Origin of the sequence: Mucilaginibacter lappiensis, from assembly GCF_050433765.1 — a bacterium.
In the GTDB taxonomy this organism is placed as follows: Bacteria; Bacteroidota; Bacteroidia; order Sphingobacteriales; family Sphingobacteriaceae; genus Mucilaginibacter; species Mucilaginibacter lappiensis_A.
The window spans coordinates 64,373-87,662 of record NZ_JBNPWP010000004.1 but is presented as its reverse complement, the minus strand read 5'-3'; the positions used below and the strand labels follow the sequence as shown (position 1 = coordinate 87,662).

Here is a 23,290-nt window from a genome sequence, read left to right as displayed (position 1 = left end):
ATGAAATATTGAATTATGGGGTGTTTACTTTGCCTTTTCAAATCTCGCTTTATTTACCGGAAAAAGGTAATCAACCCAACAAATCAACCTTAAATATAGGCGCCGCCCTTTTTTTAGAAGCCTGTTCATAAGCATAACCCAGTTTAATGATCTCGCCTTCTTTGTAAGCCGTGCTGAAAAAAGATAAACCAACAGGCAGCTCATGCGCTTTACCCATGGGTACCGTAATATGAGGATACCCGGCCATTGCCGCTGGACCCGAAAACGAGAACCCATTATCATAATCGCCGTTCACCAGGTCAATACAGCCTGCTGGGCCGTTGGTGGTACCTATAATGGCATCCAGTTTATTGTCGTTTAGTATTTTATCAATTACTTTTTTGGTGCCATCACTTGTCTTTTTTAAGGCATCCAGGTATTCTTTGCTTTTTAAATCGCCTTTGGCCTGGGCCTGTTCCAGGATTTCCTGTTTAAAAAAAGGCATGGCTTTAGCCTCGTTATTTTTGTTAAAGGCAATGACATCGGCAAGTGTTTTGGTCTTGCTGTTGGCGTTGTTTAAATACAAGTTCAGTCCGTCTTTAAACTCATATAACAGCACGTTAAATTCACCTTTGCCTATTTCCTTTAACTCTTTATTCAGTTCAATTTCAACAACCGTAGCTCCTTTGCTTTTCAGCGTTTTAATGGCATCCTGTAACAAGGCTACCACAGCTGGATTATCATCCAAAGCCGATTTCTCAACACCCAACCGCTTGCCCTGCAATCCATTGATATCTAAAAATTTGGTATAATCGGTTTCTGCTTTTCCTTTACTGGCTAAAGTATAAGTGTCCTGCGCGTCAATACCGGCAAGTGCACCTAAAAGTATAGCGGCATCCTTAACCGTACGCGTCATTGGTCCGGCGGTATCCTGCGTTTTTGATATGGGGATAATGCCCGTGCGGCTCCATAGCCCAACGGTTGGCTTTATACCCACCAACCCATTAACCGATGCCGGCGATACGATAGATCCGTTAGTTTCGGTACCAATGGCTACGGTGCATAAATTAGCCGCCGCCGCCGATCCTGATCCCGCGCTTGAGCCGCTGGGGTTACGATCAAGTATATAAGGACATTTTGTTTGCCCGCCGCGGCTGCTCCACGCGCTGGTTGAGTGGGTGGAACGAAAGTTGGCCCATTCGCTCAAATTTGTTTTACCCAATAGCACGGCTCCAGCTTCGCGCAATTTGTATACAATAAAGGCATCCTGTTTGGCAAAATTATCGCCCAGGGCCAGCGAACCGGCTGTGGTATGCATGTTATCGCCTGTGTTAATATTGTCTTTTATCAGTACGGGTATGCCATGTAATGGTCCGCGTACTTTGCCTTGCGAGCGTTCTTTATCCATGGCGTCGGCCATGTTAAGGGCATCTTTATTTATTTCGATGACAGAGTTAAGTTTAGGGCCGTTCTTATCTATTTCATCAATGCGTTTCAGGTACAATTCTGTAAGCAATCGCGAGGTATATTGCTTGGCCTGCATTTTTTGCTGCAGATCGGTAATGGTTGCTTCCGAAAGTTCAAACAGGTCATCTTTGTCGTCAGCCGCAGCATCTGCTTTTTTTTCTGCGGATGGCTGACTGCAGGAAGCTGCAACCAGGGTTGATATAGTTAAACCTGCTAATGAACCTGTTTTCAGGAAATTTCTTCTGTGCATAAACCGTGAGTTTAAAGGTGTTACAAGTAACAAAATATTTAGCTAATTAAAAATTATCAACCTAATATGTTACACAAATCGCGGTCATATCAGCATAAATAAACTCCTGATTAAAAGCTTCCCAAACAACAATGCATTCTGCAATAAAATAGTGATTTATTTTTGAGGGATCAGAATCTCATCAGCCAATTTACCTGTACCATCAACCTTGCCGGTATAAGTAAGGCCTAATATATTTTTTATCAGGTTAAAAACATCTACATTTTGAAATGATGGAATGGTGGTGTGGGGTTTAAATGCAGGTCCCCAGGCCAGGAATGTGGCATGCATATCTTTAACCACGCTGGGGTCATACCCATGCCAGCCTATGTTTATTTTTTTACTGTATAAATTAAATACTTTAGGATAATGAGGGATCAGCAAAATATCGCCTATGCGGTTATGCCAGTCGTCGGTTTGGGCATAATGTAATTTGGCGGGCATATCAACTTTAAGATAAACGTCATAATCTTTAGCCTCCTGCTTTAAGTTGTTATAAGTAGCCTTAACGCCTGCCTGGTTTTTGGCATAAAGCTCAACCAATATCCCATCGCCCGAAACAATAAATTTGGAGGTATCAATAGCCGCGGGGATGCCAATAGCATGGTCTTTGTCAACTTTGGTCATCCCATGATCAGATACAAAAACAAAATTCACATCAAGGCCGGTTGTTTTTACGGCTTTGGTCAGTTCATTTACTGCCGAATCAACAAAATGGACTTCGCGGGCTGTTTCAGGTGCATCGGGGCCATAAACATGCCCGGCGTGGTCAACCTGTGGAAAGTAGAATGTAATGAGATGCGGACGATCTTCGGCGGGCAGGTTTAACCAGTTCACTACTTCGCTGATGCGTTTATGAATGGCTATCTTTTCGTTATAAACGTAATAATATGTAGGGGTTATATTTTGGATGGCAGCCTCAGATGCGACCCAGTAAAAACTGGCAGAAAGGAGGTGCTGCTGCTCGGCAAGCACCCACAAGGGCGAACCATAGTACCAGGAGCCATCGGCTACTTTGGCTTTATTGCCCATATAATAATCATCGTGACGGTCACGGTCATAAAATGTATTATTCACCAGACCCGAGTGCGAAGGATATAAACCACTTACCAATGCATAGTGATTTGGAAAGGTAACTGATGGATATGATGGGATCATTGATGCTGCTCTCACACCATCGTTACTTAAGGCAAGTAAATTTTTGGCCTGGTATTTTTGTGCATAATCATACCGGAAACCATCGGCCGAAATGAGGATAACATAGGTTTTTTTTTGCTGTTCAATGCTGTTCTTTCGGCCCGGTACAATTTTCTGAACAGTATCAATCTGCCCAAAGGCAACAACGGTTTGTAAAAGGACTATTAAAAATGTGATATGTTTTTTCATAGAAAACGATAATGCACAAATTTATATAAATAGCATTATGCGTATAATAAGATTGGGTTAAAGTATAAAGATCCTATTTCCGTTTCAGGGCCTCGGCAATTGCTTTTTCGGCAAGAGGCTCCATTACTTTGTAGCCCGCAAGATTTGGGTGAACCCCATCGCCCGATAATGATTTAGGCAGACCTTGCCTGTCATCAGCCATAGCCGAAAAATAATCCAGGTAAACGATATGGTGCTTATCTGCATAATCTTTGATCATGGTATTCAGGCGTACTACTTTTGATGCAGGCTCCATACCTGGCCGCCACGGAAAATCAAAAGCCGGTAATACTGATGACAGCACCACTTTAATACCCGCGGCCTTTGCCAATATAGCCATTGATTGTATGTTGCCAAAAACAGCTTCCAGTTTAATAGGGCCATTGTTTTCGGCAATATCATTAATACCAGCCAGTATTACTACTACTGCAGGCTTTAAGTTAATTACATCATCGCGGAAACGTACCAGCATTTGAGTAGTGGTTTGCCCGCTAATACCGCGATCATAATAGGGCTTGCCTGCAAAAAATGATGGATCATTATTTATCCAAAAGTCAGTAATGGAGTCGCCCATATAAACTACACTTTTGGGGTTTGCAGCCGCTCCGGACACTTTGCTGTTATCGGCTTCATAGCGTTTTATATTGGCCCAGTCTTTATGAAAAGCCTCTTCTTGTTTTTTACGGTTGATTTCTGCTTGTTGTTCTTTTTCGCTGGGTGATACGGTTTGCGCCATTGCGCCGGCTGCAAAGAGTACCAGCAATGAAAATGTTAATTTAAGCTTCATATAATTGGTGATTTAAAGCTAAAGTAGCGCTTAATTATAATAAATAAAAGCATTTAGCAAATGCCTGTTTAAAACCCGCAAATTCCTTAGTTTAATAATGTCACAATTCTATATATAAATCGCAGAGTTTTAGCTTCCTGAAATGTTTTCATTATATTCATCACTCAGAATTTTAAAGCTATGATACCGGATAAAATAATCAGCGTATTCTTGTTTGCTATCCTTCCGGTATTGCTACTGTCATGCGGTAAGCAAACTAAAGTTTTTGAGAGCAATTGTAATGAAGGGATAACCTTTAAGAAAGTTGAATTTACCGAACTGGTAAGTCATCTTGAAAAATACGATAAGCAATATGTGGAGGTTAACGGAAAATATGCCGAAGGCTTTAAGCAATCAGCTTTATTCAATGATAGCCTTTTTGCCGATCATTCCCTAAAAAAGGCTTTGTGGGTTGATTTTAGCCAGGAATGCCCATTGTATTTATCAGGTACCCGGGTTGGTTTATTTGAGTATAATAACGGCACATTTACTCAAATTGATAAAAGATACATTACCATAAAAGGCAAAATTAACATGCATAATACCGGGTATTTAAAACAGTATAAGGGCTCAATAGATAGGGTGAGTTTTATTAAACTATAATTAATTTATTAATTTTTGTTTAAATAACTGTTTAATAATCAATGATAAAGTATTTTTTGTTAAGCTATAATTAAAATAAATAGCATTTACGTAAAACATTGATTAATAATTATCGTTATACTAAATAAATAATAACATATTACGATCATCGACCCAAACAATATGCCAGGTAATGGTTTTTGATGCGTTGACCGATGAATTAATTATTAATAGAAAAGATTAAAAAAGTTTAAAATGGTATGATGAAGCCAAAAAAAAATTGACGAAATCCTGAGCAAAGCTTATGCTTCTAAGCACATTAAGGAACTACAGTATAGCATAGCCGCTTTAAAACGAAATATAAAGTCTGTTGTTTTCGGCAAATATTTTAAGCATGTTAATGGTAATATGATCAGTATTGTCATATACGTTTTGATCAGGAGAGCTAAGAAACCCCTCAATTTCTTGTAAGGTTTCTGGATTCACTGATGCAAAAGCCATTGATGAGTCCGGGAAATTTCTTTTACTTGATATTCCGGATGCCAGTTTAATAATGTTTTTATGCCTTGTATCAAGTTCAATGGCTTTATAGATCCGATCAATGTTATTTTTATCGCCTTCAAGTACCTGCATAAAGGTGCCTTGGCAATATAATAATATGCCTGTAACGTTATACTTCTTATTATTAGTGCGCGAAACCTTAAGTACATCTATTAGTTCCTTTTCACTCAACGGCCTTTGAGCTGTGCTTACATAAACAATATATTCCATCTAATAGGGGGGCTATCCTTGTAAGGTACATTTCATACCTCACAACGGATGCTTGCAAATATTGTTTTTTTTTATGCGAATATTGTTTTGTTTTATGCTTTTTTATTGTAAAATGTTAAACATCAGGGTTGTTTACTATGAATTGTTAAATATTAAGCTTTAAACCGTCATATGCCAATTCAATATTATCGGGCAGCTCTTTTGATATATCCAGGTGTTTGCCTAAGCGGTGGCTGATGTGTGTTAAATAGGTTTTTTCGGCGCCTATATCATTGGCAAAGGCTATTGCTTCGTCAAGTGTGAAGTGTGATATATGTGTTTGTTTTTGCAGCGCATTGATCACCAGGATCTTTGTTCCGCTTATTTTTTCCTTTTCAGTTTCCGATACTGTTTTGGCATCAGTGATATAAGTAAAGTCGTTTATCCGGAAACCTAATACAGGTAATTTATAATGCAAAACCTCAACGGGGGTAAACTTTACGCTTCCTATATCAAAAGGGTGCAGGTCAATAGGGTGCACAATAACCTGCGGAATACCCGGATAGCCGGTGCCATCAAAGATATAAGGAAACTCGCGCACCAGCGCCCTTTGTACACGCGCATCTGCATAAACATCAACCGGGCTGTTTTGCTTGTAATTAAACGCGCGAATATCATCCATCCCTGCAATATGGTCCTTATGCTCATGGGTAAATACAATAGCGTCGAGGTGTTTTACTTTTGCCCGTAACATCTGGTACCTGAAATCGGGCCCTGAATCAATAACTATCGTTTTATCTTCAGCCTCAATTAAAATAGAGGTTCGCAGCCGCTTATCGCGGGCATCGGGCGAGGTGCATACCTCGCAGCCGCAGGCAATAACAGGTACTCCCTGTGAGGTTCCGGTTCCTAAAAATGTTATGGTCACAGCTGCAGTTTAGTTTGTTTAATTTCCTGCAAAAATGCAACCTGTTTTTCGTCAAGCAATTTATAGTCTACCTCAAGTTCACGCAAAAGTTCAACTATAGCCAGTATTTTACTTTCCAGGTTTGAGAAACGGTTAACAATAACCATACGGCTGTTTAGTAACAGGCATGAGCCGGTTTTAAAATTGCCTTTTTCATACCGCACCCTGTACCCGGCTGATTTAAGCAGCATTTCAAGTTTTTCGAGCGTATGATTAGTAGCGGGCAGCATTAATTCCAAAAATAATAAAAGTAAGTGTAATTATACTTTGAATTTCCTGAATTTTGAAAAGCTGACATTCGGAAAACTTGAATATATAATGGTTATATACCTATATTTAATCCACCTTTTATCCTAAAAATATCACCCAATGAGAAAGCTGTTATTAGTTACCCTAACTATAGTTATAAGCATTTCTGGTTTTGCACAGCAAACCAAAACCTATGCCGAGCGGCTTGGCTGGCCCAAAGGTGCCCGTGTAATTATTTTGCATGTTGATGATGCAGGTATGTCGCATGATTCAAATGAGGGTGTTGAGAAAGCTATAAACGAGGGTGTGGCTACCTCAACCAGCGTTATGATGCCTTGCCCCTGGGTGCCTGAGTTTAAAAAGTTTTTGGATAAACACCCCAATACAGATGCCGGTTTGCATTTAACCTTAACATCAGAATGGGATAGTTACCGTTGGGGGCCGCTGGCTGGTAAAGCCGCGGTGCCGGGATTAACGGATAAAGAAGGCTGCCTGTGGCCATCGGTGGCGGCAGTATATTTTAGGGCCACGGGCGATGAGGTTGAAAAAGAGATAAGGGCACAGCTTGACCGCGCGCTAAGCATGGGTTTTGTACCCACGCACATGGACTCGCACATGGGAACATTGTTTGCCAAAGATGCCTTTATGGAGCGCTATATAAAAGTGGGTATTGAAAAACATATCCCTATTATGTTTCCGGGTGGTGATGATCTTTTTTACCGTGCCGAAGCCAAAGCGGCTACCATTGCCGATTTAAAAAAACAAGGCAAATACACTGAAGGTATGCAAATATCTGAACCAGCTGTCTTAGGTAAGGTAAAAGAAATTGGAGCTATGATTTGGAAAGGCGGCCTGCCTGTTTTGGATGATCTGCATAACTCCAGTTACGACTGGCAAATGCCCGATATAGAGAAAAAGACGGATGCGGAGATACAACAATGGTACACTGATCATTATATGGAGAGTATTGGCCGCCTTTCGCCGGGGTTAACTATGGTAATTATGCATTGTACCCAGCCATCGGCTGCATTTAAATATATTTCTGATACCGGCCAAAAGCGCAAAGGCGACCTACTGGCCATGACAGACCCACGACTAAGGGCTTTTTTAAAACAACAGGGCTTTATTTTAACCACCTGGCGTGAAGTAATGGCGAGGAGGGTTAAAGCCGGTAATACGGATTAAAAGATGTGTGGATATGCAGGTGTGCACATCTATCTACTAATCACTTCCTGATATTTTTTTTTGCACCAACTTGTATTTGCCCGATTTGATGAGCCTTTGTTGCTCGGGCGAAAATGATTCGCGGCCGCCAAAATCCTGCACCCAGTAATTTTTATATAAGGCTGCGCCAACTTCTTTAAAGTCGGGGTTCATGAGGTTTTTACAGTGGCCCTCACTTTTAAACCAGCCATCCATTACCTCGGCTATGCTTTGCTGTCCGGCTGCAATGTTTTCGCCAACGGCATAGCTTTTAAAACCTTTATAAGCGTACCCGGCTGATAGTATACGGTCGCCCATACTGCGGCCGTCCCTGCTGGTATGGTCAAAATAATCGTGGCGGGCCATATCCCGGGCATGTCCTGCAGCTGCATCTTCAAGATCATTGTTCCAGGTTAAAGGAGCTGCCGGAGGATAATACCTGATGCCGCAGTTACAACCTTTTTGCCTGGTTAAATTTATACGGTATAAAAACTCGTTTCTGAATTGGCGGCTGCTTTGGCCATAAGCGGTATTAAACGTAATTAAAATGGTAAGCGTAAAAATAATTTTTGCAATCAACTTTCTCATATCCTTTGTAAGACAGTTTTACCAGCAAGTAGTTTAAAACCGGCTGCAGATATAAGAAACGTTAAGGCCGGGGTTTTCTTATCCTTAACCGCCACCTGCCTTGTTTGCGGCGCCTGTAATAAATTATTACTGCTATGGCCATTAAAGCCAGGCTAATGATGAGAACTATTACAAGGCTACGCGTTTGGCTGATTTTGCTTTGTAAAGCTTTTTGTTGCTGGAGGTAAATACTTTTTTTTTGGCGATGGCCGAATCCTGTTTTTTGATCTGGATAGAATCCTGGGTGTTTATTTGAGCTAAGCGGTCTAACTCGGCTTTATGTATACTATCATCAATCTCTTCATGCCGTTTTATGGCAAGGGAGGCTTTTGTAAATTCCTTCATTTGCCGGTATAAGCCTGCATAGCCTACCTGCACAGCCGATTCATTTTTAGGGTCTTTACTTTTTACAGAAAGCTTCAATGCCTCGTTCAGATCGCGCATACCCAGTTTATAATCTTCCATATCCCCCTTTATAGCCGAAAGCTCAATTAATGAAGTGATGATATTAGGCACATCATGCTTTTGTCGCGATATAGAATTTGATTGCAATATGAACCATTTGGCCTGAATGTATTTGTGTTGTAAACGATAAATTTTTGACAAATTATTATAGCAGGTACGTAAACCCAGGGTATCCTCATAGTTTGAGTATACATGTAACGCCAGCATGGTATAATTTAAGGCATCCAGCTGGTTAAGGAATTTCCAGCGCCTGCTGCTTATCGTATCGTTCTTTGATAAATACGCGTTGGCAATGTCAATATATACAGGGCCCTTTAATGAATCTTTGGTGATCTGTAATTTTTGTTTAAGACTATCAAGGTCACCCGCTTGTGCTGATAACTGAAATACGGCTAAGAGGATAAAAATACAAGTAATAAGTTTCTTCATGTACGGGTTTATCGAATGTTCAGCTAAATTCAATATCCCTCGTCAAATAACGTGCCTGTTTGCCGCTAACTATCAGGCTGGTATATAATTATAGTCGGTTTTAGTGCTTTTTACGCTTTAATGGCACATTGGGAGTAATATTACTGATCAAATATTATTCAACATGGAGCTGTGATTTTCAGCAATGCCCAATTGGTATAGTAAATAGTACAGTAATTATAATATAATTTGCTCGTAGTTATTGATGAACCCTTGCAGCCATTTTATACGGTTTATCAACAGGTTAAACAGGGAGATGCCGATAATTGCGGTAGTAATGCCTGCCAGCACATCAAGTACATAATGATGACTTGCATACACTGCGGTGAACCATATACCCAGCATCACTATAACAAAAATTGTATTAACGATGCCCAGGCGGTTTTTTATACCATAATAAACCACAATAACAGGGTAGGAGGAGTGTAGCGATGGCATTGCTGCAAATACGTTGGAGCCCTTGGTATATATGGATTTAAAAATACCGGCATGAAAGTAGGCATCGAACTTGGCTAACCCTGCTGTGTTGCCCGCCTTTAATGGGGTGAATGCAAAGCCATGATATTGAACATACCAGGGTGGTGCAGCGGGGTATGTATAATAAATTACAAAGCCCAGGAGATTTACCAGTACAAAAGTGAGCGAAAAATAGAGGAATTGTCGCTTGTTTTTAAAGAACAGAAACGCTGCGAATCCAAGTGGTACAGGAATCCAGCACAGATAAAACAGGCCGGTTATTACATCAATAAAGGTTGTTCCATGCAATCTCCAGTATTCATTTGGCGTTAATAACGTACCGTTATCAAGTATGCCGAAAAGATGTTTTTCAAAATTATACAAATCGCCTATATGTACCGGGTTAAAATTGTAATTGGGAAAAGCCTTCATATAATCAAATATGATCCAATACACAATGAATATAGAAAAGCCCAGTATAAACTTGCGCGTAATTACTGAAAGGTAAAAGAGCGAGTTAAATATGGCAACCAAAAAAAGCTCAGACGAGTTATAGCCAATGAGGAAGTAAGAAATTACTAAATAACCCAAAGAAAGAAGAGAAACAATCAGTACCGTTTTTGTATTAATTGTTATGCTGTTATGCCCGGTACTATCCACACCTATTTTTTTAAGAAACCCGAACGGAATATTTTGTCCCACAGCGGCGAGCTCACACCATAACCTTTTTCAGGATCCTGGTAGTGGTGCAGCATATGGTGTTGTTTTATTTTTTTAAACAGGCCGCTTTTAAAGTTAAAGTGATGCATGGCATAATGCGATATATCATAAAACAGGTAACCTAATATAAAACCGGGGAAAAAACCAAATACATAATTTACAGGTAACAAGGCTTTAAATAAAAAATAAAAACCTGTAGCTAACGGAATACTTAGCGATGGGGGCAATACCAGGCGCTTGGCATCGCTTGGATAATCATGATGAACCCCATGCATAATAAAATGTAACCTTTGTGCCCATTTCCAATTCTCCTTTGGCTGATAATGGAAAACAAAGCGGTGCATGATATACTCAACAATTGTCCATATAAAAAGGCCTGCGATAAATAAGCCAACATACAGTATAAAACTAATGCCGGCCTCAAAAAAGGCTTTATAAGTGCAGAATAAAATAACGGGTACAAAAATATATAGGGGTACGGTGTAATGTACCTTAGATAAACCTTCTAAAAAATTGCTTTTAAACATTCTCACAGACTCCTGAGAATTGGAGACATAATTCTTTTTCATAGCATATCAGGGTTTAAAATGTTTAACAATTTCTCTGCCTGTTATTTGTCTTTTTTAATATTATATAAGTAATGTTTGGGGTTTAAAACCTAACCGGATACAATTTTAATAAAGATTTAGTTAGGAGTAAACACCTTTATTTAATTGTTACGAATATATGATATTTTGAGCTTTAGTTTTGAGTTTTGTATGGTAGTTTTGAGTACGGAGCTGTTAATAGCAAGAATTACATGAATTCACCCATTTATAACGTATCACTTACAACTCAGGCGTCACCACCTTCTTCCAACTTTATTAAGGCCTTTTTAGCTTCTCTTAGTCTGTTAAATGCGGTAATATTGGTAAGTACTGCAAGTATTACAAGTGGTATAGTAAATATTGATATGGTTTCAAAAACATGAAACTTAACACCGGGAATAAATAATTTGTAATTGCCGCCAATATACTGTGCTACTATACCGCTTAAGGCAGCACATAAACCTATGGTTACCACACGCTCGGGCCTTTGCATTAAACCGCCTTTAATTTCAACACCTAAACCTTCGGCACGGGCTCTTACATAACTCACCATCATGGAGCCTATTAATGCAATGAACGCTGCTATTGAACTTAAAAAATAATGGTGGGCAACTAAATAATAGCATATCCCCAAAAACATGATCAGTTCGCTATAACGGTCAAGCACAGAATCATACAGTGCACCAAATGTCGATTTCATATTACCCAGCCTGGCTACCTGTCCGTCAAGCATATCAAACAGGCCTGCAAACAAAATTAAACCACCGGCCCAGCCCACATAGCTCAAATCACCACGGTTGCCTTCTTCTGCGCCTAAAATAAATATGGCGGCCACGCCCACATTTAATACAAAACCAATTGATGTAACCGCGTTAGGGGTTAAACCAACTTTGATAAGAATTTTTACAAAGGGATCAATAACCTTGTAAATGCCTAATTGAAGGTTTGTTCTTATTGATGTTTGCTGTTCCATTTTGTAATTATTATGATACAAAGTTAAAAATCAAATTTGACCCGTACACGGATGCCTGAACTTGGCACCTCAGGATGGTCTAAATAGTTAAATCGCCTTACATAATCAATCCGTATAAATTTAAATATATTTTCGATACCAACACTACCTTCAACATAAGGAGTCTTGTCCATTATATAAGTAATAGGTAATCCATTACCATCAACAGGGAGCTGATATAATGACGGATGTAACGAAGGATTGTTTTTATCACTTAAACCACCGTACAACACTTTTGCCGATGCTACTTCACGCCATTTTAACTTTTTAAGCAAAGGTATTTTGTTAAAAAAGAAACCGCTGAAGTGATGGTCGATCCTAAAGCTTGCATATTTATCGTTTACAAACTCCAAAAAGTTCATCAGGTTATAGGAATCAAGATCATAGGCATAAGTTTGATTAGCTCGGGGAATAGTTAACAGCGGGAATGGTACCTGACCGAAAATTTTTCCTGCCGAAATGTTAAGATCGGAATATCCCAGCTGTGACAGGTATAAGCGCTTATCAATACGGAAATCAAGCTTTTGATAGTTGTACTCGCCATTGAAAAGGTTTTTAATACCCGCAGCATAATCAAGTTCAAGTGTAGGATATTTATTAGGGATAGGGATCCTGTAAATTTTACCCTGGTAAAATTCTTCATGTGGCGACCAACGCACGCTGGCAGTAAGTTCAGTAGTAGTAAGTGTGTGTATAGAATTGGGCTGTCCGTTTACTGTATTGTTAAAATAAAGTGATCCGGCAGGTTCCTGTTTCCAGTTTTTAAACCCTGCACCAAAAGAAAAATGGCTTTCAAGTTCGTGCACGTAATCCAACCGGTAAAAATCATTATACAGGTATTTATCATTTACACCACGTTTAAATGACAGCAGAAAGTTGTCTTCCTGAACAAATTGCAGGTTTGCACCCGGTATTTTGGTGTCGCGCTGAAAACTTGCCCTGATATAATTTTGCGGGAACTTATAAATAGATTTTTTGTTAAGGGAATATGTACCGCTTATAAAATATTTCCAGCGCTCGTCTTTAAAACCATAAGCCGCATATGTTTCAAAATAGTAGCGTTTACTTAACTCAGGCGTGGTACGGCCACCAAGCCTTAAACGTAAGCCTTCAACGGGGTTAAAACTGTAAAAGGTGTTGGCAGGACCAATCTCAAACTTCCCGAAGCCCTTATAGCCGGCAAGCACCAATGTAGCAATATCCATGGTACGTTTGTATGATGGCATGTTACGAAGGCTATCAACATTTTTATATACTTTGGCTTCGGCAGTAGTTAAAGTATCAAGGCGGTTATGTTCCCAGAAATCCTGATTTCTGATCTTAGCCTCATCTACCGATTCTTCTGATTGCTTAATAGCATACGTTGTGTCTGGATGCGGCTGATTGACCAAATAATTTTTATAAGTTATGGTGCGCATACCCAATAAGCCGCTTTTACCTTCTTTTTTGGTGGCCCCGAACTCAGCAATGGTATTGCTGCGGCTCAGGTGATAGCGATTGTCAGGATTTTGTTCAAAATCAAGATCAACCTCCATAGAGCGTATGAAGTTGATATTGATGTGTTTATTGATTTTTAATACCGCTTTTTGAACAGCATAATTGCCATCAAGCGTAACATATATCATACCTTCAAAAAGTACGTCGTTGCTATTACGCGGGGTAAAGCTTAACTCAACCAGTTTTTGGTTTTTACTATCGGTAATGGTATCTGTTATGAAAAACTTATAATAGTTAGGTGAATTGTTTGATATTGGACTTAAAAACTGACTGGTGATCAAAAATATATCATTGTCATAAATATCCACCTTGTTATACAGGTGTTTAAAATATTGCTTAACACCTTCATTATCAACTGCAGGGCCAAAGTTTACACCTCGCTGGCCTAATATTACTTCCCGTGTTTTTTCGGGGTTTTTGCGGTAGTAGTTTTGTGATAATTTCTCGTCAAGATAAATAGGCAATATGGATTTACCCGGTAAAATTGTGCTGTCGCGATTATCTATCACGAACTTATATTTTCTGAAAAATTTCCTGTCAGAAAATTGGGCCGATACGTTGATAAACCCAAACATCATTTTATCATACTCACGATATTCAACAAAATCATAAGCCTCAGGACGATTCTTGGGCTTGTTTTCAATTACCTGGCGTATCAGCTCAACAGCCGGGTTATCTTTATTACGATATTTAGGTTTTTTGCCCGATTTTATAACAACCTCATTCAGTTGCCTGGAAACCGGAAAAAGCTTTACGTTTATTACTTGTTCCTTACCGGGTTCAACAGCTAAAAAAGCGTCTTTATAACCTAAAAATGATATTTTTATTTGTTTGTATGGCTGACTTGTTACCAATCGGTATTTTCCCTGATTATCAGTAGTAACGCCAACTGTGGTGCCTGTAAATGAAACAACTACATAAGGAAGGGTTTGTTTATTACCGGCATCAGTAACTGTGCCTGTAACCACGGTGGTTTGTGCGAATAATGAGGTGGCAGAAAAAAAGAATATTAAAAAAAATAAACTTCTATGTAACTTTTTATAATCCATGTACTTTATGCAATTATGCAAATACAAACTTTTTTTGATCGAACTATTTTTATAACCTGTTGTTAATAATTACTGCTATCAGTTTTTTGAATACGGATAATTTAATTATTAACTCAAAACAACAGATCATAATATCATATCACCTGCTTAGTCATCTTTATCATCACTTATCACCACCTGTTTTAACACAAAAACAGCTTATAAAAGTTTGTTTTTGCATTGACATAGCTATCCCGTCAGCTTGTAACTGCGCTTCAAAGGTAGAAAAATTTATTACAGACTAATGTGGTCAAAAAGTCAAATATTCCTCATTTTAAGTATGAAAACAGCACATTCAGTAAATATTACCGTCAAATTATATTACTCTGCAAACGGCAGCATCTGATATATATTATAGGCTTTTTATCAGCCGCTTATAATGTCGGTTGCGTAATATATTGATTGTTAGATTGATTTAAATTGAGGTAGGCAATTTGTTATTTTAAAATATACATGTTTAAACCTACAATAACAAACCGGAGAAATTGCAGCTTTTGCAATAAAGCTAAAAGTATATTCAAATAAAAAGTAATTTTTAACAGTCATTAACAAAAAAAACGGCCGGATGAGGTTTTTCCTTCTCCGGCCGGTTGCAAGTTGTGTTGGGTTTGCTTTATGCTTCGGCAAAGGCCTCTTCATAGTAATCCAATCCCAGATGGGTAATCAGGTCTTCGCCCATTAAATAACGTAAGGTATTCTCTAACTTGATCAGTTGTTTAAATATGTCGTTCTCCGGGCGTAATCCTTCTGCAGTTTGAGGCGATTTAAGGTAAAATGATAACCATTCCTGTATACCACTCATGCCTGCTCTTTTTGCCAGATCACTGAATAAAGCCAGATCCAGGGCAATAGGGGCGGCTAAGATAGAGTCGCGGCAAAGAAAATTGATCTTGATCTGCATTTTATAACCTAACCAGCCAAAAATGTCAATATTGTCCCAACTTTCTTTGTTATCGCCATGTGGAGGGTAGTAATTAATACGGATCTTGTGGTAAATGTTACCATAAAGCTCTTCGTTATCTTCGGGCTTAAAAATATCTTCAAGTACTCCTAATTTTGAAACCTCTTTGGTTTTAAAATTATCCGGATCATCCAGCACCAGGCCATCGCGGTTACCCAATATATTGTCTGAAAACCATCCATGAACTCCTAATGAGCGTGCTGCTAAACCAGGGGCTAAGATAGTTTTCATTAAGGTTTGGCCTGTTTTAAAATCCTTACCTGCAATTGGGGTTTTATTTTCTTTTGAAAGCTCAATTAAAGCCGGGATATCAACAGTTAAGTTAGGGGCGCCGTTTGAGAACGGTATACCCAGTTTTAAGGCCGCGTAAGCGTATATCATGCTTGGAGCTATCAACTTATCATCATCAAGTAAAGCTTGCTCAAAAGCAGCCAGTGTTTGGTGAATGGCCGATGCTTCGTAGTATGTTTCGGTTGACCCGCACCATATCAATACAACACGGTCCAAACCATTTTTTTCCTGGAAGTTTTTAATGTCTTCCATCACCTGCTGGGCCAACTCATAACGTGTACCTTCTTTTACATAGGTACCGGTAAGGTTTTTTGCATAGTTTTTGTCAAATGCAGCCTTCATCGGTTTAATGGCTTCTAATTCGGCCTTTACCGAATTTAATAATGCTGGTTCAAGCACCTTTGCATTTGATGCAGATTCATAAACGTTATCTTCATAAACATCCCAGCCGCCAAAAACTATATCATTTAAATTAGCTAATGGAACAAAATCTTTAATCTTAGGGTTACGGTTTTCGGTTCTTTTACCTAAACGGATATGACCCATTTGCGTAAGGGAGCCTATTGGCTGCGATAAACCTTTTTTTACTGCTTCAACGCCGGCGATCAGCGTGGTGGCTACTGCTCCTAAACCAGGGATAAGGATACCCAGCTTTCCTTCGGCAGGTGAAATTTTACTTTTCATTGTACTTGTTTTATTTAATTATTGAGGCTAAAGCCACTTGTTGGCTTTATACCAGGGTTTGCATTTTTGTTGATCTTGAAGTTTATACCCATTACTTAAACGTTTAAGTAATGGGTATAAAAAACGAATTCTATTGCTTTTATTCCTTCATCGCCTAATTTACTTAAACGTTTAAGTAAATTAGGCGATGAAGGAATTTTAATTTTCATTGCATTAATTTACTGTTTAATTGTTATCGGCTAAAGCCATTTATTGGCTTTATACCAGGTTAGCGTTTCAGTTAAACCCTTGTGCAGGTTGTATGTTGGATAAAACCCCAGTTCTGATTTAGCATTTTCATTATCGCATGACCAGTTTACGGCCATGAGTTCATCTATTTTTTCAAGATTAACTACAGCTGCTTTATTGCTCAAAGAACTTATTTTTTCTGATACAACAGCTATTATTTTTACAAAATTTACAGGCAAATGAAACTTTATGGTTTTAAGCTTCAGCACTTCTTTGGTAATATCACCCAATTCGTACTTACTGTAAAAGTTTCCATCGCTCAGGTTAAAGGTTTTATGATTGCCGCCGTATAAAGCTTTTATAGCGGCTTTAGCCACATCCTTTACATATATAAAACTCAGCTTTTGTGGCGCATTCCCTATATAAGGTTCAATACCTTTTACCAGTTGTTTAAAAAATATAAATATACCGGTATCCCTTGGCCCATAAACGGCTGTGGGGCGTAATATAGTATAGTTCAAATTTTCAACTGTCCTTAACTGTTCTTCGGCCAGTAATTTACTGCGGCCATAGGCAGTTACCGGGTGGGGGGGAGTAGTCTCGTTTATGATACCCTCAAAGGTTTTAAGCGGACCTATTGCCGCAAGGCTGCCTATCAATACAAACTTTTTTAAATTACCGCAAACCTCAACTGCGGCCGATGCCAGGTTAAAAGTATGGGTGGCGTTGATGTAATTATACTCGGCCTGTGAGCGGGCCGAGGTAACGCCTGCTGCATGAATAATATAATCGGGATTCAGTTGGGTAAGTTGTTGTTTTAAGGCAGGCAGATCTTTGTAATCAAGATATATATATTGTATATCTAAATGTTTTAAATGATTGGTATTGCTGCTTTTACGCACAGCGGCATAAACCTCCAGGTTTTGCTGTAATGCTTCTTCAATTAAATGAAAACCTACAAAGCCGCTTGCGCCGGTTATTAAAACCCGCTCCCTCATATTTGTTTTTCGTATAACCTGTATTTTTTGTACGGGTTGCCGTTTATGGCTTCAATGGCACGGTTTACCATATCATTGTGTTCCAGTGTCCAGCCGGCTTCGGCTTGTTTCATGCCTTTTCTTTTGTACTCTTTAATAATGGTACCATATAAACAGGCTTCAATACCCATTTTACGATAGCCGTCAATAACACCAAGGGCGTATATGCGCAGGCTTTGTATCTTTTTTCTGCCAAACAGTATTTTAAAAATACCGGTTGGTAATAAACGGCCCCTTTTAATTTTCTGAAATATCTCGTTATAATTAGGCAGCGCTAAACCAAAGGCAACTATTTTACCTTCCTGCTCGGCAACCAATACAAAATCAGGATCAAGTATCAGCTTAAGATCTTTAGCCAGGTAATCAAATTCCTCGTCTGTTAAAGGCACAAACCCATCATTATGATCCCAGGCTGAGTTATAAACTTCGCGTAGTTTCACCGCTTCTTCTTTAAACTTTTTCAAGTTTAATTTACGGATAACAATATTATTACGCTTTAAACGCTCTTCGAGGGCATTCAATAACCTTACCGATTTATCGTCATAACTTTTGTCGTCCCAATGCCAGGCAATCAGGTCAACGTTTTTAATAAAGCCAAGTCCGTCAATCAGATCGGCGTAGTAGGGGGCATTATAGGTTTGCATTAAAAAAGGAGGACTGTCAAAGCCTTCTATTAATAAACCGCAGGGCTCGTTAGTTGAAAAATTAACCGGGCCTATAAATTTGCCCGTTACCCCTTTTTGCTTAAGCCAGGTAGCGGCAGTATCGAAAAGAGTCCACGATACTTCGGCGTTGTTAACACAATCAAAAAAGCCAAAAAAGCCATCATTGGCGTTATTGAATTTGTTATGCGCGTTATTGAGTATGGCCGCAATGCGCCCAACAATTTTATCGCCATCATAAGCTAAAAAAGGTTGTACAGTATTATGCTTATGAAAGGGATGAATGGTAAGCAAGTCTCTTTGGGCAATAAACAATTCCGGAACGTAATTAGGATCGTTCTCATACAAATCATGCGGAAAATCAATAAATGAAGCTAATTCCTTTTTAGAATTAACAGTTACTATTTTTATCATGAGTGGTATTATAAAATGGATTGCCGCAAGGCGGTAGAATATTAAACGTCCATATACAGGAGCCGGTTTTTATTAAAACAGCATCATGCACATGGACGTTCGGTTAATATTATATGTTTTCTTTAACAGAAGTTACACCAACCTCTTTAAACACTTTAGCAAGTTTTTCAACAGCTTCGTCAATTTGCTCAAAGGTATGTGTGGCCATTAATGAGAAACGAAGCAATGATGAATCTGAAGGTACAGCAGGCGATACAACCGGGTTAACAAACACACCAGCTGCTTGCAGGTGTTTGGTTACCAGGAAGGTTTTTTCATTGTCGCGTACATATATTGGCAATATCGGGCTTTCGGTAGGGCCTAGGTCAAATCCTTCTTCGATAAGAAGTTTTGAGGCGTAATTAGTATTATCCCAAAGTTTTTGGATCCTTTCAGGCTCTGATTCAATGATATCCAAAGCGGCAATTACACTGGCTACCGAACCGGGAGGCATACTTGCACTGAACATTAATGAACGTGCACGGTGTTTAATATAATCAATGGTATCCTTATCGCTGGCAATAAAACCACCTAATGATGCCAGCGATTTACTGAATGTGCCCATAATAAGGTCAACATCACTGGTAAGGTTAAAGTGCGATGCGGTACCAGCGCCATTATGGCCTATAACTCCAAGGCTATGCGCATCATCTATCATGATATTTGCACCATATTGGTCGGCAAGCTTAACTATTTGTGGTAGTTTAACAATATCGCCTTCCATGCTGAATATACCATCAACAGCAATAATTTTTACAGCCTCCTCTGGCAATATGCTCAGTTTACGCTGCAAGTCGTCCATATCATTATGGGCGTATTTTATAACTTTCGAGAACGAAAGTCTGCTGCCATCAATAATACAGGCGTGATCATATTCGTCTAATATAATATAATCATTACGACCTGTTATGCATGAAAGTACACCCAGGTTAACCTGGTACCCGGTGCTGAATAAAACAGTAGCCTCTTTGCCAACATAGCTGGCAAGCCTGTTCTCTAACTCAATGTGGATATCAAGTGTACCATTCAAAAAACGAGAGCCAGCACAGCCTGTGCCGTATTTGTCAATAGCTTTCTTCGAAGCTTCTTTAATCTTAGGATGATTTGTTAGTCCTAAATATGAATTAGAACCAAACATCAAAACCCTTTTGTTATCTATTAGTACTTCAGTGTCCTGAGCAGACTCAATAGGCCTGAAATAAGGATACAATCCTCTTTCCCGGAGCATATTTGCAACCTGGAATTGAGCGATCTTCCCATGTAGTTTTTTAACCATGTATTAACCCTGCTTAAATTTTGTGTAAAAATACCATGAATAAGCATATAACTTATACGGTATATGTAATTTTTTTTAAAAATGCTTATTATGAACTTAAATTAATAAGAACCCATCTATATTCTCACATGGCAAATTAATTAATTTTTTTATTTATTTCGCACCACATTTTTTCATTTTTTTGTAAAAAGCCTAAAAAAGTTAGTTTTAGGCATGTTTTTATAAAATTTGCGTAAAATTTTTGTTCTTGAGTTTAATTTAGTAATATTAATCACATATTCGCAGTTCCCCTGTGCAGCTCTATAAAAACTATAAGATTATTATTTTGTATTTTTTGTAGATAAATAACGTTACCTACAGCCTCTCTATGAAAAAAATGAAATACTTAGCGATTTTTACTATAATTAACTTAACATTAATTTTACATTCGTCGCTTTTTGCACAAACGGGAATAGATACAGCAATTAATGGGCCAGTTTCATTAAAGCAATGCGTTGAATTTGCCTTGCGTAACCAACCGGTGGTACGTCAGGCTTCTATTGATGAGCAAATTAATGAGAGGGATATTAAGATAGGGTTATCTGCCTGGCTGCCGCAGGTTACTTCATCCGGACTGTACAATTATTATTTTAAAGGTAGCCCGCAGGCAGGTGCCTCCGGTGCCAACATCCCCGCCGGAACCGGGGTGCGTAACCTCTCAACAGTGGGTTTACAAGCCAGTCAGGTAATATATAACAATGATGTATTACTGGCTTCAAAAGCCTCCAAATATTCGCGTCAATACTATAAGCAAAACATCTTAAGCAGCCAGATCAATGTGGTATCAGACGTAAGTAAAGCCTTTTTTGATGTATTACTTTCCCAAAAACAGCTTAACATTACTAATGAGGATATTACCAGATTGCAAAGAAGCTTAAAGGATGCTTTTAATAAATACCAGGCCGGCGTATCTGATAAAACAGACTACAAACAGGCTACCATCGCCTTAAATAATTCATTGGCCACCCGCAAGCAAACCGAAGAAGCTATAAAAAGTAAAACGGCTTATTTAAAGCAGATCATGGGAGTTGGTGGTTCAAAAGAGTTGTCACTGGCCTATGACTCATCGCACTATGAACAGGAAGCTTTTATTGATACCAATCAAAAACTTGATGTAAATAACCGTATTGAATATAGGTTACTGCAAACCAGTAAAGCGTTGCAAAATATAAACGTTAATTATTACAGATATGGTTTTTTACCTTCCTTATCGGCAGTAGGCAGTTATAATCTGGCTTATTTCAGCCATGATTTTTCAGACTTGTATAATAAGCCATTTCCAACCGGATATGCTGGCCTTACGCTTAACCTGCCCATTTTTCAGGGAACCAGGCGCCTGCAAAATTTAAGTAAGGCCAAATTGCAGGTTGAGCGTACTGATCTTGATATTGTAAACAGTCAGAACACTATAAATACCGAATATGTGCAAGCCCTGGCAGGTTATAAAAGCAACTACGCCAGTTATCAGCTCATCAGGCAAAATGTTGACCTGGCCAAGGATGTTTATAAAATAGTAAGCCTGCAATACCGCGAAGGTGTTAAAACCTATCTTGATGTTATTGTAGCCCAGTCAGATTTGCGAACGGCCGAACTAAACTATTACAATGCGCTGTTTCAGCTGTTATCAAGCAAAATTGACCTGCAAAGAGCATTAGGTACACTTGCTGTTGAATGATAATTAAAAATCGGGCAGTATAAAGTTGCCTGCAAATACTATAGAAAAAACTACGTAGCACTCTTAGGTACTATCAAAAAACAAACCAACAACGAATAATCACTACGATGAAAAACAGATATATATACTGGTTGGCCCCGGCGGCATTATTAGCATTGGCCTCATGTAAAGGTAAAGCGAAACAGGATGCTGCCCCGCCGCCAACGCCGGTAAGTGTTAAGGAAGCTATAAAGGCCGAAGCCACTTATTATGACCTATATCAGGGTACAGTTATTTCTATAAACACTACTGAACTCAGAAGCCAGGTACCTGGTTTTGTAACAGGAATATTTTTTAAAGAGGGTGATATTGTGCCCAAAGGCAAGGTGCTTTATGAAATTGATAAGCGTAAATACCTTGCTGCGTTTCAGCAGGCTCAGGCCAACGTTTTAAGTGCCCAGGCTAATTTGGTTAAAGCGCAAAAAGATATTGACAGGTACAACATGCTATTGAAAAATGATGCTATTGCCCGTCAAACCGTTGACCAGGCAGAGGCTGCCTACGAAACTAATAAGAGCCAGGTAGCCGTTGCAAAAGCAGCTCTGGAGTCAGCCCGTACTGATCTGTCTTTCGCTACCATAACCGCCCCGTTCACAGGGCGTATAGGTATATCGCAGGTGAGGCTGGGCACACAGGTTTCGGCAGGTACTACGCTTATGAACACCATATCGGCCGAGCACCCCATAGGTGTTGATGTAGTAATTAACGAGCAGGAAATCAACCGCTTTTACGATCTGAAAAAAGCAAGCAGCGATACTACTTTTAAACTACAGCTGCCTGATGGTACTACCTATAATAAAACAGGTAAAGTTTTAGCTATTGACAGGGGGGTAAGCAGCGGAACCGGAAGCATTAAAGTAAGGATCCAATTCCCTAACGAGGATGATGCCCTGAAGGATGGTATGAGCTGTGTTTTACGGGTATTAAATGGACAATCGGGTAACAGGGTGCAAATACCTAATAAAGCTGTAACCGAGCAAATGGGCGAATTTTTTGTTTTTGTGACCAGGGATACTACAGTTAAGGATACTGCCGGAGATAAAACCATAAAAGACAGGCGCGATACCATTGCCAAACAGGTAAAGGTAAAGCTTGGCCCGCGTGTTAATACCGATATAGTGGTTATGGATGGTATTAAGGCTGGCGACAATGTGGTGACCGATGGCTTTCAGCGTTTGCGCGACGGCGGCAGAATAACTCTTGGCGGCAGCGGTCCACCTGCAGGTGCTGCCCCTAAAAAATAATTGTTTATATACATACAAAGAGAAATTTAAGCGAGTGGCAGGGA

At 39.2% G+C, this 23,290-nt stretch carries 20 protein-coding genes; 4 read left to right on the top strand and 16 right to left on the bottom strand.

Annotated elements, in window-relative coordinates:
- Positions 1–70: 70 nt before the first annotated feature.
- The 3 genes from M2273_RS13595 to M2273_RS13585 form a co-directional block, all read right to left on the bottom strand.
- Positions 71–1,696 carry an amidase gene (locus tag M2273_RS13595; RefSeq protein WP_429397659.1) on the bottom strand — a complete coding sequence of 542 codons (1,626 nt, stop codon included), beginning with the start codon at positions 1,694–1,696 and terminating at the stop codon, positions 71–73.
- A 156-nt stretch (positions 1,697–1,852) separates the two neighbouring features.
- Positions 1,853–3,121, bottom strand: a complete 1,269-nt coding sequence (locus M2273_RS13590; RefSeq protein WP_429397657.1) for an ectonucleotide pyrophosphatase/phosphodiesterase — start codon at positions 3,119–3,121, stop codon at positions 1,853–1,855.
- Positions 3,122–3,194: 73 nt separating this feature from the next.
- On the bottom strand, positions 3,195–3,947 hold the full coding sequence (locus tag M2273_RS13585; protein WP_429397655.1) for an SGNH/GDSL hydrolase family protein: 753 nt from the start codon (positions 3,945–3,947) through the stop codon (positions 3,195–3,197).
- A gap of 180 nt (positions 3,948–4,127) precedes the next feature.
- Between M2273_RS13585 and M2273_RS13580 the strand changes: the two genes are divergently transcribed.
- On the top strand, positions 4,128–4,589 hold the full coding sequence (locus tag M2273_RS13580) for a hypothetical protein (protein WP_429397653.1): 462 nt from the start codon (positions 4,128–4,130) through the stop codon (positions 4,587–4,589).
- A gap of 327 nt (positions 4,590–4,916) precedes the next feature.
- Here the strand turns inward: M2273_RS13580 and M2273_RS13575 are convergent, their stop codons facing one another.
- The 3 genes from M2273_RS13575 to M2273_RS13565 all read right to left on the bottom strand — a co-directional run bounded on the left by M2273_RS13575 (position 4,917) and on the right by M2273_RS13565 (position 6,515).
- Positions 4,917–5,339 carry a BLUF domain-containing protein gene (locus M2273_RS13575; RefSeq protein WP_429397651.1) on the bottom strand — a complete coding sequence of 141 codons (423 nt, stop codon included), beginning with the start codon at positions 5,337–5,339 and terminating at the stop codon, positions 4,917–4,919.
- Between the two features lie 145 nt (positions 5,340–5,484).
- Complete coding sequence (locus M2273_RS13570; protein ID WP_429397649.1) at positions 5,485–6,246, bottom strand: MBL fold metallo-hydrolase; 762 nt, start codon at positions 6,244–6,246, stop codon at positions 5,485–5,487.
- Positions 6,243–6,515: a hypothetical protein gene (locus tag M2273_RS13565; RefSeq protein WP_429397648.1), complete on the bottom strand. Its 273-nt coding sequence runs from the start codon at positions 6,513–6,515 to the stop codon at positions 6,243–6,245. Before M2273_RS13565 ends, M2273_RS13570 begins: the two co-directional genes overlap by 4 nt.
- Before the next feature lie 139 nt (positions 6,516–6,654).
- Between M2273_RS13565 and M2273_RS13560 the strand changes: the two genes are divergently transcribed.
- Positions 6,655–7,719, top strand: a complete 1,065-nt coding sequence (locus M2273_RS13560; protein ID WP_429397646.1) for a polysaccharide deacetylase family protein — start codon at positions 6,655–6,657, stop codon at positions 7,717–7,719.
- 36 nt (positions 7,720–7,755) lie between these two features.
- On the opposite strand, the gene M2273_RS13555 is transcribed toward M2273_RS13560, so the two are convergent.
- The 10 genes from M2273_RS13555 to spt form a co-directional block, all read right to left on the bottom strand.
- Complete coding sequence (locus M2273_RS13555) at positions 7,756–8,325, bottom strand: CAP domain-containing protein (RefSeq protein ID WP_429397644.1); 570 nt, start codon at positions 8,323–8,325, stop codon at positions 7,756–7,758.
- Between the two features lie 168 nt (positions 8,326–8,493).
- Positions 8,494–9,258 carry a hypothetical protein gene (locus M2273_RS13550; protein WP_429397643.1) on the bottom strand — a complete coding sequence of 255 codons (765 nt, stop codon included), beginning with the start codon at positions 9,256–9,258 and terminating at the stop codon, positions 8,494–8,496.
- Between the two features lie 216 nt (positions 9,259–9,474).
- A complete protein-coding gene (locus M2273_RS13545; RefSeq protein WP_429397641.1) occupies positions 9,475–10,413 on the bottom strand; it encodes a phosphatase PAP2 family protein in 939 nt (312 codons plus the stop codon).
- A gap of 2 nt (positions 10,414–10,415) precedes the next feature.
- Entirely contained in the window at positions 10,416–11,042 is a 627-nt protein-coding gene (locus M2273_RS13540; RefSeq protein ID WP_429397639.1) for a sterol desaturase family protein, read from the bottom strand.
- A gap of 265 nt (positions 11,043–11,307) precedes the next feature.
- Positions 11,308–12,033, bottom strand: a complete 726-nt coding sequence (locus M2273_RS13535) for a CDP-alcohol phosphatidyltransferase family protein (RefSeq protein WP_429397637.1) — start codon at positions 12,031–12,033, stop codon at positions 11,308–11,310.
- 23 nt (positions 12,034–12,056) lie between these two features.
- Positions 12,057–14,618, bottom strand: a complete 2,562-nt coding sequence (locus M2273_RS13530) for a DUF5686 family protein (protein WP_429397635.1) — start codon at positions 14,616–14,618, stop codon at positions 12,057–12,059.
- A 652-nt stretch (positions 14,619–15,270) separates the two neighbouring features.
- Complete coding sequence (locus tag M2273_RS13525; RefSeq protein ID WP_429397633.1) at positions 15,271–16,593, bottom strand: inositol-3-phosphate synthase; 1,323 nt, start codon at positions 16,591–16,593, stop codon at positions 15,271–15,273.
- A gap of 239 nt (positions 16,594–16,832) precedes the next feature.
- Positions 16,833–17,819, bottom strand: coding sequence for an NAD-dependent epimerase/dehydratase family protein (locus M2273_RS13520; RefSeq protein ID WP_429397631.1), 987 nt, complete (start codon positions 17,817–17,819; stop codon positions 16,833–16,835).
- The gene (locus M2273_RS13515; protein ID WP_429397629.1) at positions 17,816–18,934 is read right to left on the bottom strand and encodes a hypothetical protein; all 1,119 of its coding nucleotides are present in this window, start codon (positions 18,932–18,934) and stop codon (positions 17,816–17,818) included. The genes M2273_RS13520 and M2273_RS13515 overlap by 4 nt, the downstream gene beginning before the upstream one ends.
- 109 nt (positions 18,935–19,043) lie before the next feature.
- The gene (gene spt / locus M2273_RS13510) at positions 19,044–20,249 is read right to left on the bottom strand and encodes a serine palmitoyltransferase (RefSeq protein WP_429397627.1); all 1,206 of its coding nucleotides are present in this window, start codon (positions 20,247–20,249) and stop codon (positions 19,044–19,046) included.
- 376 nt (positions 20,250–20,625) lie between these two features.
- Here spt and M2273_RS13505 point away from each other — a divergent pair, with 376 nt between their 5' ends.
- Entirely contained in the window at positions 20,626–21,963 is a 1,338-nt protein-coding gene (locus tag M2273_RS13505) for a TolC family protein (protein ID WP_429397626.1), read from the top strand.
- Positions 21,964–22,070: 107 nt separating this feature from the next.
- Positions 22,071–23,246: an efflux RND transporter periplasmic adaptor subunit gene (locus tag M2273_RS13500; RefSeq protein ID WP_429397624.1), complete on the top strand. Its 1,176-nt coding sequence runs from the start codon at positions 22,071–22,073 to the stop codon at positions 23,244–23,246.
- The last annotated feature ends 44 nt before the right edge of the window (positions 23,247–23,290 follow it).

Coding starts and splice junctions, on each gene's coding strand:
- M2273_RS13575 (WP_429397651.1), bottom strand. CDS start 5,339: ATGGAATATATTGTTTATGTAAGCACAGCTCAAAGGCCGTTGAGTGAA.
- M2273_RS13520 (WP_429397631.1), bottom strand. CDS start 17,819: ATGAGGGAGCGGGTTTTAATAACCGGCGCAAGCGGCTTTGTAGGTTTT.
- M2273_RS13515 (WP_429397629.1), bottom strand. CDS start 18,934: ATGATAAAAATAGTAACTGTTAATTCTAAAAAGGAATTAGCTTCATTT.
- M2273_RS13540 (WP_429397639.1), bottom strand. CDS start 11,042: ATGAAAAAGAATTATGTCTCCAATTCTCAGGAGTCTGTGAGAATGTTT.
- M2273_RS13525 (WP_429397633.1), bottom strand. CDS start 16,593: ATGAAAAGTAAAATTTCACCTGCCGAAGGAAAGCTGGGTATCCTTATC.
- M2273_RS13530 (WP_429397635.1), bottom strand. CDS start 14,618: ATGGATTATAAAAAGTTACATAGAAGTTTATTTTTTTTAATATTCTTT.
- M2273_RS13535 (WP_429397637.1), bottom strand. CDS start 12,033: ATGGAACAGCAAACATCAATAAGAACAAACCTTCAATTAGGCATTTAC.
- M2273_RS13550 (WP_429397643.1), bottom strand. CDS start 9,258: ATGAAGAAACTTATTACTTGTATTTTTATCCTCTTAGCCGTATTTCAG.
- M2273_RS13580 (WP_429397653.1), top strand. CDS start 4,128: ATGATACCGGATAAAATAATCAGCGTATTCTTGTTTGCTATCCTTCCG.
- M2273_RS13595 (WP_429397659.1), bottom strand. CDS start 1,696: ATGCACAGAAGAAATTTCCTGAAAACAGGTTCATTAGCAGGTTTAACT.
- spt (WP_429397627.1), bottom strand. CDS start 20,249: ATGGTTAAAAAACTACATGGGAAGATCGCTCAATTCCAGGTTGCAAAT.
- M2273_RS13565 (WP_429397648.1), bottom strand. CDS start 6,515: ATGCTGCCCGCTACTAATCATACGCTCGAAAAACTTGAAATGCTGCTT.
- M2273_RS13555 (WP_429397644.1), bottom strand. CDS start 8,325: ATGAGAAAGTTGATTGCAAAAATTATTTTTACGCTTACCATTTTAATT.
- M2273_RS13505 (WP_429397626.1), top strand. CDS start 20,626: ATGAAATACTTAGCGATTTTTACTATAATTAACTTAACATTAATTTTA.
- M2273_RS13590 (WP_429397657.1), bottom strand. CDS start 3,121: ATGAAAAAACATATCACATTTTTAATAGTCCTTTTACAAACCGTTGTT.
- M2273_RS13585 (WP_429397655.1), bottom strand. CDS start 3,947: ATGAAGCTTAAATTAACATTTTCATTGCTGGTACTCTTTGCAGCCGGC.
- M2273_RS13560 (WP_429397646.1), top strand. CDS start 6,655: ATGAGAAAGCTGTTATTAGTTACCCTAACTATAGTTATAAGCATTTCT.
- M2273_RS13500 (WP_429397624.1), top strand. CDS start 22,071: ATGAAAAACAGATATATATACTGGTTGGCCCCGGCGGCATTATTAGCA.